Source organism: Pseudomonas sp. RW407 (assembly GCF_003176655.1).
Classification (GTDB): domain Bacteria; phylum Pseudomonadota; class Gammaproteobacteria; order Pseudomonadales; family Pseudomonadaceae; genus Pseudomonas; species Pseudomonas delhiensis.
On sequence record NZ_QGSL01000088.1, the window covers coordinates 473,670 to 484,579 of the forward strand.

Consider the following 10,910-nt stretch of genomic DNA (forward strand, 5'->3'; position numbering starts at 1 on the left):
ACACCGGACACCCCGGCGGCACGAATGGCGGCGGATAACCGCGAACGGTTATTCGCCCTACGGTTGGGTACGACCGTAGGATTCCGTCCGCGATTTCGCGCGCAGGGCGCGCTCCTACGGCAGCGGCGCGAAGAGCGCGTCTATGTCGCTGTCCTGCAGCTGCAGGCCGCTGTCCTTGCCTTCCTCCAGCACGCCGGCCGCCAGGGCCGCCTTCTTCGCCTGCAACTGCTGGATCTTCTCTTCCAGGGTGCCGCGGGCGATCAGCTTGTAGACGAACACCGGCTTGTCCTGGCCGATGCGGTAGGCGCGGTCGGTGGCCTGCTGTTCCACCGCCGGGTTCCACCAGGGGTCGTAGTGGATCACGGTGTCGGCGGCGGTGAGGTTGAGGCCCGTGCCGCCGGCTTTCAGGCTGATCAGGAACAGCGGCACGCGGCCCTGCTGGAAGTCCTCCACCGGCCCGCGGCGGTCGCGGGTGTCGCCGGTGAGCAGGGCGTAGCGGATGCCGCGCGCGTCCAGTTCCGCCTGGATCAGTTCGAGCATCGAGGTGAACTGCGAGAACAGCAGCACCCGGCGGCCTTCGTCGAGCAGTTCGTCGAGCATCTCCAGCAGGCCGCCGAGCTTGCCCGAGGCCGCCGTCGGCACGGCCTCGCCCAGCAGGCGCGGGTCGCAGCAGACCTGGCGCAGCTTGAGCAGGGCCTCCAGCACGACGATATGGCTGCGCGCCAGGCCCTTGCGCCGGATTTCCGCGCGGACCTTGCTGTCCATGGCCAGGCGCACGGTCTCGTAGAGGTCGCGCTGGGCGTCGCTGAGTTCCACCCAGTGGGTGATCTCGCTCTTGGGCGGCAGTTCGCCGGCCACCTGGTCCTTCCGGCGGCGCAGCAGGAAGGGCCGGATGCGGGCATTGAGGTGGGCCAGGCGCTGGCTGTCGCCGGCCTTTTCGATGGGGTTGCGGTACAGGCGGGTGAAGCTGCGCGCATCGCCCAGCCAGCCGGGCATCACCAGGTCGAACAGCGCCCAGAGCTCGCCCAGGTGGTTCTCCAGGGGCGTGCCGGTCAGGCACAGGCGCTGCCGGGCGTCGAGCTTCGCCGCGGCCTGGGCCGACTTGCTGCTGGCGTTCTTCAGGTACTGCGCCTCGTCGAACACCGCCAGGTGCAGCGGCTGCCGACCCAGGGCCCCGATGTCCCGCGGCAGCAGGGCGTAGGTGCTGAGCAGCAGGTCGTAGCGGCCGAGTTCGTCGAAGCCCTTGTGGCGGTCGCTGCCGTGCAGGGTGAGCACGCGCAGCTCCGGGGCGAAGCGCGCGGCCTCGTCCTGCCAGTTGGCCACCAGGCTGGTGGGCATCAGCACCAGGGCCGGGCGGTCCAGGCGCCCGGCGCGCTTTTCCGCGAGGATGTGCGCCAGTACCTGCAGCGTCTTGCCCAGGCCCATGTCGTCGCCGAGGATGCCGCCCACTTCCAGTTCGCGCAGCGCCTGCATCCAGGCCAGGCCCTGCAGCTGGTAGGGGCGCAGCTCGGCGCGCAGGCCCTCGGGGGCCCGGCATGGCTGCTGCGGGTGTTCGCGCAGGCGGCGGGCGAAGCGCAGCAGGCGTTCGCCGCCCTGCCAGTGCAGGGGATGTTCGTCGAGCTGGGCGAGCAGGCCGGCATCGGCGCTCGACAGGCGCAGGCTGTTGCCGTTGTTTTCCGGGCTGGCGAGGAACAACCCTTCCAGGACCTGCAGTATCGCCTTGACCCGCTCCAGCGGCAGGCTGACCTTCAGCGGCTTGCCGTCGGCCTGGCGGTGCGCGTCGAGCTGTAGGGGCAACTCGGTGGCGGTGCCGTTACGCAGCGCCTCGGGGCGCTGGCGGAGCAGTTCCAGCAGCGGTTGCAGCAGGCTGACCTCCTGGCCGTCGACGCGGATGCCCAGCTCCAGGTCGAACCAGGCGTTGCCGGGCTCTTCCTCTATGTGGACGTACCAGTCCTCGACCTCGCTGAAGTCGAGGAGGAAGTCGTCGGCCATCTCGACCACCCAGCCCTGTTCGCGCAGCTTGGGCAGGCCGCGCAAGATGGTGGGCCAGAGATCGGCATCCGCCGAGAAGACTTCGTGCTTGTGGTTCAGTGTGCCGGGGGCGTCGTATTTGCCGAGTTTCTCCAGGCCCAGCTTCTGCAGGGCCTTGCGCAAGGCCTGCTCGACCTTGGGTTGGCGCTCGATGGTGACGAAGGTGCCATCGGCGTGGTAGCGGATCGGTTCGCCCTTGCGCGCCGGGCCGTGCACCTGCTGCCCCTGGTAGACGAAGTTCAGCGCAGCCAGGTGGTGCAGTTCGTCGACGAATCCATAGCGTTCCATGTTGTAGGAACGCTGCGTCCGGCTGGTCAGGTACAAGTGGGGAACGGGGTGGACGTCTTCCAGGCGCCGTTCCTCGTGGCTCACCGGCAGGGGCGCCTGGGGCGCCAGTTCCTTCAGTTGCAGGGCGAACAGCGTGGCTTCTTCCTCGCTCACCGGCGGGGCGCTCGGCAGGTAGCTGGCCAGGGCCTCGGGCAGGCCGTGGTGCAGCGGGCCCACGCGCAGGTTCCTGCGGTCGAGGTACCAGGGTGGCGCCAGTTGCGTCAGCAGTTGCGGCCGGGGTTCGGCGTCGGTATCCCAGGCGACCCTGTAGTCACCGTACTCGTCCCTGCGCCAGGCGAGCCGTGCGGGCAACTCCGGGCCTGGGAGCAGTTGGCTGGCCGGTGGGCCCAGTTCGAGGAACAGGCGCCCGCTGCGCAGGATCAGCTCCAGCAGTTCGGCGCCCTTGCGGCCCTTGGGCGCTACTTCGTTGACGTGGGGCTGGGTGCCCGAGGTATCCAGCGCGAGGGCCAGGATCTGCTGGTCCACGGCATCCACGTGGGGCAGGCTCAGGGCTATCGAGGCGATGCGCAGGTAGCCCTGGAACTTGCCGTCTGCCGTGTGGGCGGCCGTGTGGATCATTATCCGGCCGCTCTTGGTCAGGCGGTAGTACAGGGGGGACTGGTGCTTCGCTGCGCTGGGCGGCTGCTCCTTGAGGGCGCTGGGCAGCTTCCTCAGCCAGTGCTGCAGGTCGGGGGACAGCTCGGTGGCTACCCTGTGGGGCGGGCGGACGGCTGGCTCAGGCGCCGGGGAGGTCGGGGCATTCGCTCCTTCCAGCAGGTGCGACAGCGCCGCCGCGCAATGCTTGCAGTCGAAGCCGACCGGGCAATCGCAGTTGCAGTCGAGGGTATCGCCGCTGGCGGAAAGGCTGATGTGCTGGCGGTAGCGATTGCTGCCCGAGCCATCGCACAGGCTATCCAGCGTGCGCTCGGTCAGGCGGATGATCTGCACCCGGCCCTCGCGGGCATAGGCTTCGCCGCGGACCAGGGTGATGGCGGGGAACAGGCGGCGCCAGGGGATGCGTCGCAGGTGCTCGGCAAAGGGGACCATGGCGCGGCCTTCGTGGCGGGGTTACTGCTGGTCGGGCTCGCTCGCCGGCGGGGCGTCGAAGCCGCCGTTGGCCGGGGCTTCCGGCGCGCCCTGCTGCGGCTGGCCGGCCGGCGCCTCTTCCTGCATCTCCGCCGGCGGCGGGGTGGTGGGCTTGGCGTTGAGCGGGCTGACGCGGATCAGCATGCCCAGGCTGGGATGGTCGAGGTAGGCCAGCACGTCGTTCTTCAGGCTGACGTCCTGGACCATGTGCTGGCTGCCGGCGAGCAGGCCGTCGCCGCCGAACTGGTTGATCCAGAAGTCCACCTGGGTGTCGACGAAACGCTGCTGGCGCAGGGTCAGGGTGCCTTCCACCGGGAAGTGGCCGTCCTGCTGGCGGCCCTCGTCGAGGGCGATCTTCACCGGCGCATCGCCGATGGCCTGTTTCCAGGCCTTGTGCATCAGCACGTGGTAGCCCTGGGCCTGGGCCAGCTTGTTGGCCTGGGCGTCCATCGCCGTCGGGCGGCGGGCGTCCTCGTCCAGCGGCTGGGCGCCCTTGGCCCAGTCGTCGGGGGCCGGCTGGCTGGAATAGACGACGTCGCCTTCCTGCTGGAACAGGATCAGTTCGACCTGGTAGAGGTCGTCGGCGAAGCTCGCCGGGGCGATAAGGGCAAGCAGCAGCGGCAGGTAGCGGAACATACTGGTCCTTTAGGATGCGTTGGGCGCGAGGCGCTCGAACAGCGCCTCGAGGGTGTTGAAGCGTTCTTCCGGGCGCTCCATGGGCACCTGGAACTTGAACAGGGTCGCGCCTTCGAACCTGTAGCGGTTCGGCTGGCTCTGGATCAGCTTGATCAGCACCAGCGGGTCGACGCAGGTATCGGCGGCGAATTCTACCCGGCCGCCCTGCGGTCCGGCATCCACCTTGACGATACCGAGCTTCTCCGCCTGCAGTTTCAGGAGTGTCAGACGCACCAGGTTCTTCACCGGCTCCGGCAGCAGGCCGAAACGGTCGATCATTTCCACCTGCAGTTCGCGCAGGCCGTCTTCGTCCACCTGGTTGGCGATGCGCTTGTAGAGGATCAGCCGGGCGTGCACGTCGGGCAGGTAGTCCTCGGGGATCAGCGCCGGCACCCGCAGGTTGATCTCCGGGCCGCCGCCCAGCGGCTGCTCCAGGTTCGGCTGCTCGCCCTTGCGGATGGCCTTGACCGCGCGTTCGAGCATTTCCATGTAGAGGATGAAGCCGACCGCCTGGATCTGCCCGCTCTGGCCTTCGCCGAGCAGCTCGCCGGCGCCGCGGATTTCCAGGTCGTGGGTGGCCAGGACGAAGCCGGCGCCGAGGTCCTGGGCGTTGGCGATGGCTTCCAGGCGCTTCTCGGCGTCGGGCGTCATCTGCTTGCGCGGCGGGGTGAGCAGGTAGGCGTAGGCCTGGTGGTGGCTGCGGCCGACGCGGCCACGCAGCTGGTGCAGCTGGGCCAGGCCGAACTTGTCGGCGCGCTCGATGAGGATGGTATTGGCGCTGGGCACGTCGATGCCGGTCTCGATGATGGTCGAGGCCACCAGCACGTTGAAGCGCTTGTGGTAGAAGTCGCTCATCACCCGTTCCAGGTCGCGCTCGTGCATCTGCCCGTGGCCGATGCCGATGCGCGCCTCGGGGACCAGTTCGGCCAGGTCGCGGGCGCACTTCTCGATGGTCTTCACCTCGTTGTGCAGGTAGTAGACCTGGCCGCCGCGCAGCAGCTCGCGCAGCAGCGCTTCCTTGATCACCGCGTTCTGCTCTTCCATGACGAAGGTGCGCACCGACAGGCGGCGCGCCGGCGGCGTGGCGATGATCGACAGGTCGCGCATGCCGGCCACCGCCATGTTCAGGGTACGCGGGATCGGCGTGGCGGTGAGGGTGAGGATGTCCACCTCGCTGCGCAGGGCCTTGAGCTGTTCCTTCTGGCGCACGCCGAAGCGGTGCTCCTCGTCGATGATCACCAGGCCGAGGTTCTGGAACTTGACGTCGCCCTGCAGCAGCTTGTGGGTGCCGATGACGATGTCCAGCTTGCCCTCGGCCAGTTGCCCGACCGCGCCTTCGACTTCCTTGGCGGACTTGAAGCGGCTCATCACCTCGACGTTCACCGGCCAGTCGGCGAAGCGGTCGCGGAAGCTGTTGTAGTGCTGCTGGGCGAGCAGGGTGGTGGGCACCAGCACCGCCACCTGCTTGCCGCTGTGCACCGCGACGAAGGCGGCGCGCATGGCCACCTCGGTCTTGCCGAAGCCGACGTCGCCGCAGACCAGGCGGTCCATCGGCTTGTCGGCGAGCATGTCGGCGACCACCGCGTCGATGGCCGATTGCTGGTCCGGGGTTTCCTCGAAGGGGAAGCCGGCGGAGAAGGTCGCGTAGTCGGCCTGCGGGTCCTTGAACGCGTAGCCCTTGCGCGCGGCGCGGCGGGCGTAGATGTCGAGCAGCTCGGCGGCGACGTCGCGGACCTGCTCGGCGGCCTTGCGCTTGGCCTTCTGCCAGGCCTCGGAGCCGAGCTTGTGCAGCGGCGCCAGGGCGTCGTCGCTGCCGGTGTAGCGGGCGATCAGGTGCAGGTTGGCCACCGGCACGTAGAGCTTGGCCTCGTCGGCGTACTCCAGGGCCAGGAACTCGGCGCTCTGCCCGTCGATCTCCAGGGTGATCAGGCCCATGTAGCGGCCGACGCCGTGGTCGATGTGCACCACCGGCGCGCCTTCGCGCAGCTCGGTGAGGTTCTTGATGACGTTCTCGCCGCCGTCGCGGGTCTTCTCGCGGCGCCGGCGCTGCATCACGCGCTGGCCGAACAGCGGGCTCTCGGCGATCAGCGCCACGCCCTGGGCGCCGTCCTGCAGCAGCAGGCCGTCGTCCAGCGGGGCGATGGTGATGGCCAGGCGTTCCGGGTGTTCGAGGAAGGCCGGCCAGCCGTCGACCTCGCTGGGCCGCAGCTTCAGCCGCGCCAGCAGTTCCAGCAGCACCTCGCGGCGCCCGGCGGATTCGGCGCTGAACAGGATGCGCCCGGGAAATTCCTCGATGAAGCGGCGCAGGCGCGCCAGCGGTTCGCTGGCCTTGGCCTCGATGGCCAGGTCCGGCAGCGGTTCGGCGGGGAAGCTCTCGCGGCCGACGCCCGGTTCGATGGCCTCGGCGCTGACCACCACGCGCGGCCAGTGCTTCAGCCGGGCGAAGCAGTCTTCCACCGGCAGGAACACCTCGGCCGGTGGCAGCAGCGGCCGCTCGGGGTCGTAGCGGCGGTCCTCGTAGCGGCTGCGCACGTCGTTCCAGAACTGCTCGGCGGCCTGCTCGATGCCCGGCAGGGAGAACACCTGGGTGTCTTGCGGCAGGTAGTCGAACAGGGTCGAGGTCTCGCCGTCCTCGAAGAACAGCGGCAGGTAGTACTCGATGCCGGCCGGGGTCAGGCCGCTGGCCAGGTCCTGGTAGACCGGGCAGCGCCGGTAGTCGACGTCGAAGCGCTCGCGGAAGCGGTTGCGGAAGCCGGTGACCGCTTCCTTGCGCAGCGGGAACTCGCGCGCCGGCAGCAGGCGGATGCTCTGCACCTTGTCGATGGAGCGCTGGTTCTCCGGGTCGAAGGTGCGCAGCGTCTCGATCTCGTCGTCGAACAGGTCGATGCGGTAGGGCAGCTCGCTGCCCATCGGGAACAGGTCGATGAGCGCGCCGCGCACGGCGAACTCGCCGTGTTCGTAGACGGTGTCCACGCAGCGGTAGCCGGCGGCTTCCAGGCGCAGGCGCATCTGCTCGACGTCGAGCTTCTGGCCGACGTCCAGCACCAGGCTGCTGCCGAGCAGGAACCTGGCCGGCGCCAGGCGGTGCAGGGCGGTGCTGATCGGCACCACCAGCACGCCGTGCTTGAGGCCGGGCAGTTGGTAGAGGGCGGCGACGCGCTGGGAAATGATGTCCTGGTGCGGTGAAAACACGTCGTAGGGCAGGGTTTCCCAGTCCGGCAGCTGCAGCACCGGCAAATCCGGGGCGAAGAAATGCAGCTCCTGCTCCAGCCGTTCGGCGCTCTGGCTGTCGGCGGTGAGCAACAGGGTGAATCGTTTCGCCGGGGCGGCGGCTTCGGCGATCGCCAGGCTCAGGGCGGCGCCGGGCAGGTTGCCCCAGGCTTGCTTGCCGGCCGCGGCCGGCAGGGCGGGAATACGCAATACGGACACGGGCGTAGCGGGCTCCGGTCGGAAATTTGACCGGGTGGATTGTAACTATCCCGATTGACGGCTGTCAGTCTTTGCAGCGCTGCAGATTGCCGACGATGGCCTGCACCGTCATAATGTAGCCCCTTTTTTCTTCTCCTACATGTGGAAGGTAATGCCCGTGAATCAGAAGCCCGACCAGTGTCTCGGTGAGTGGATCGATCGTGAAGCCCTCGCGGAAGCCATGATTCCGCTGATCGGCCAGCTCTACCGCAACAACAACGTGGTGACCTCGATCTACGGCCGTGGCCTGATCAACCGTTCGGTGATCGACATCCTCAAGGCTCACCGTTTCGCCCGCCACCGCCTGGCCGGCGAAGCCGAGCTGTCGGTCCACGACACCTTCCCCATCCTCAAGGCCATGAGCGACCTGAAGCTCGGCGCAGCTTCCGTCGACCTGGGCAAGATGGTCGCCAAGTTCAAGTCCGAGGGTAACGGCCGCAGCATCGAGCAGTTCACCAAGGACGAGCTGGCCGACGTGGTCGGCAAGCAGAACGGCGCCGCCCGCGAAGGCACCGACGTCGTGCTGTACGGCTTCGGCCGCATCGGCCGCCTGCTGGCGCGCATCCTGATCGAGAAGACCGGTGGCGGCGACGGCCTGCGCCTGCGCGCCATCGTCGTGCGCAAGGGCGCCGAGAACGACCTGGTCAAGCGCGCCAGCCTGCTGCGCCGCGATTCCGTGCATGGCAAGTTCAACGGCACCATCACCATCGATGAGGCCAACAACACCATCACCGCCAACGGCAACCTGATCCAGGTGATCTACTCCAACGATCCGTCCTCGGTGGACTACACCCAGTACGGCATCAAGAACGCCCTGCTGGTCGACAACACCGGCAAGTGGCGCGACGCCGAGGGCCTGGGCCAGCACCTGAAGTGCCCGGGCGTCGACCGCGTGATCCTCACCGCCCCGGGCAAGGGCGCGCTGAAGAACATCGTCCATGGCATCAACCATGGCGACATCACCGCCGACGACAAGATCGTCTCCGCCGCCTCCTGCACCACCAACGCCATCGTGCCGGTGCTGAAGGCTGTCGATGACCAGTACGGCATCGTCAACGGCCACGTCGAGACCGTTCACTCGTACACCAACGACCAGAACCTGATCGACAACTTCCACAAGGGCAGCCGCCGCGGCCGCAGCGCTCCGCTGAACATGGTGATCACCGAGACCGGTGCCGCCACCGCCGCCGCCAAGGCCCTGCCGGTACTGAAGGGCAAGCTGACCGGCAACGCCATCCGCGTTCCCACCCCGAACGTGTCCATGGCCATCCTCAACCTGAACCTGAACAAGTCGACCTCCCGCGAGGAGATCAACGAGTACCTGCGCCAGATGGCCATGCACTCGGACCTGCAGAAGCAGATCGACTTCGTCAGCTCCCAGGAAGTGGTCTCCACCGACTTCGTCGGCTCCCGCCACGCCGGCGTGGTCGATGCCGAAGCCACCATCTGCAACGACAACCGCGTCGTGCTGTACGTGTGGTACGACAACGAGTTCGGCTACAGCTGCCAGGTGATCCGCGTGATGGAAGAGATGGCAGGGGTCAACCCGCCGGCCTTCCCGCGCTAAGCCAGGTCTGAAAATGGAAAACGGGAGCTCTCGGGCTCCCGTTTTTCGTTAGTCTTCCGCGTACCCCGCGACCCATAAGCATAAAAAGAAAGCCAACCCCTCTACCGAGGAACCCCGCAATGGATGGACACCCCCATCTGCACGAAGGCTCGCTCAAGCGCGGCCTGAAGAACCGCCACATCCAGCTGATCGCCCTGGGTGGCGCCATCGGTACCGGCCTGTTCCTGGGCTCGGCCGGTGTCCTGCAATCCGCCGGCCCGTCGATGATCCTCGGCTACGCCATCGGCGGTTTCATCGCCTTCCTGATCATGCGCCAGCTCGGCGAGATGATCGTCGAGGAGCCGGTCGCCGGCTCCTTCAGCCACTTCGCCCACAAGTACTGGGGCGGCTTCGCCGGCTTCATGTCCGGCTGGAACTACTGGGTGCTGTACATCCTGGTCGGCATGTCGGAACTGACGGCGGTCGGCAAGTACATCCAGTTCTGGTGGCCGGACTTCCCCACCTGGGCCACCGCGGCGATCTTCTTCGTGCTGATCAACGCCATCAACCTGTTCAACGTGAAGGCCTTCGGCGAGACCGAGTTCTGGTTCGCCATCATCAAGGTCGCCGCCATCATCGGCATGATCCTGCTCGGCATCTGGCTGCTGGCCAGCGGCCACGGCGGCCCGCAGGCCTCGGTGAGCAACCTGTGGAGCCACGGCGGCTTCTTCCCCAACGGCATTTCCGGCCTGGTGATGGTCCTGGCGATCATCATGTTCTCCTTCGGCGGCCTGGAGCTGGTGGGCATCACCGCGGCCGAGGCCGCGGAACCGAAGAAGGTGATCCCCAAGGCGATCAACCAGGTGATCTACCGCATCCTGATCTTCTACATCGGCGCCCTGGCCGTGCTGCTCTCGCTGTACCCGTGGGACGCGCTGCTGCAGAGTATCAACAGCTCCGGCGACCCCTACAGCGGCAGCCCCTTCGTGAAGGTGTTCTCGCTACTGGGCAGCGACGTGGCGGCCAACGTGCTGAACTTCGTGGTGCTGACCGCGGCGCTGTCGGTCTACAACAGCTGCGTGTACTGCAACAGCCGCATGCTCTTCGGCCTGGCCGAGCAGGGCGACGCCCCGCGCGCCTTCGCCAAGGTCGACGACCGCGGCGTGCCGCTGCTGGCCATCGGCGTCTCGGCCTTCATCACCCTGGCCTGCGTGGTGGTCAACTACGTGATCCCGCACCAGGCGCTGGAGCTGCTGATGTCCCTGGTGGTGGCGGCGCTGGTGATCAACTGGGCGATGATCAGCCTGGCCCACCTGATGTTCCGCCGCGCCAAGGACCGTGAGGGCGTGAAGACCTCGTTCCGTTCGCTGTTCTATCCGTTCAGCAACTGGCTGTGCCTGGCCTTCGTGGTGTTCATCCTCGGCATCATGCTGCAGATCCCGGGCATCGACGTGTCGGTGTATGCCATCCCGGTGTGGGTGGTGCTGATGGGCCTGTGCTACCTGGTCAAGCGCAAGGGCGAGGCCCGGGCTACCGCCTGATGCCGCCGGCGCTGGACGAGAAAGGGCCGCACTCCTACCGGGGTGCGGCCTTTTTGTTTGCAACGGCGGATAACCGCGAACGGTTATGCGCCCTACGCACCGATGTTTCGCTGGAAAACGCTCTTGTAGGCGCGAGCTTGCTCGCGAACCCTGGGTTTCCGCGTTCGCGATAGTTCGTAGGGCGCATAACGCCTACGGCGTTATCCGTCAAATCGCGGACAGAGTCCGCTCCTACG

Annotated in this window: 5 protein-coding genes; 2 read left to right on the plus strand and 3 right to left on the minus strand. The window is 67.4% G+C overall.

Annotated features, from left to right (window positions below; translation table 11 throughout):
- Positions 1-114 precede the first annotated feature (114 nt).
- The 3 genes from DK254_RS08755 to mfd are packed head-to-tail and all read right to left on the minus strand — an operon-like array spanning position 115 to position 7,548.
- Positions 115-3,405, minus strand: coding sequence for a DEAD/DEAH box helicase (locus DK254_RS08755; RefSeq protein WP_109933466.1), 3,291 nt, complete (start codon positions 3,403-3,405; stop codon positions 115-117).
- Between the two features lie 21 nt (positions 3,406-3,426).
- A complete protein-coding gene (locus DK254_RS08760; protein ID WP_109933467.1) occupies positions 3,427-4,080 on the minus strand; it encodes a CsiV family protein in 654 nt (217 codons plus the stop codon).
- A 9-nt stretch (positions 4,081-4,089) separates the two neighbouring features.
- Positions 4,090-7,548 (minus strand): transcription-repair coupling factor, encoded by a 3,459-nt coding sequence (gene mfd, locus DK254_RS08765; RefSeq protein ID WP_109933468.1) that lies wholly within the window; start codon positions 7,546-7,548, stop codon positions 4,090-4,092.
- A 139-nt stretch (positions 7,549-7,687) separates the two neighbouring features.
- Between mfd and DK254_RS08770 the strand changes: the two genes are divergently transcribed.
- Both DK254_RS08770 and DK254_RS08775 read left to right on the plus strand, forming a co-directional pair.
- On the plus strand, positions 7,688-9,154 hold the full coding sequence (locus DK254_RS08770; RefSeq protein WP_109933469.1) for a glyceraldehyde-3-phosphate dehydrogenase: 1,467 nt from the start codon (positions 7,688-7,690) through the stop codon (positions 9,152-9,154).
- A gap of 119 nt (positions 9,155-9,273) precedes the next feature.
- Positions 9,274-10,674 (plus strand): amino acid permease, encoded by a 1,401-nt coding sequence (locus tag DK254_RS08775; RefSeq protein WP_109933470.1) that lies wholly within the window; start codon positions 9,274-9,276, stop codon positions 10,672-10,674.
- Positions 10,675-10,910: the final 236 nt, after the last annotated feature.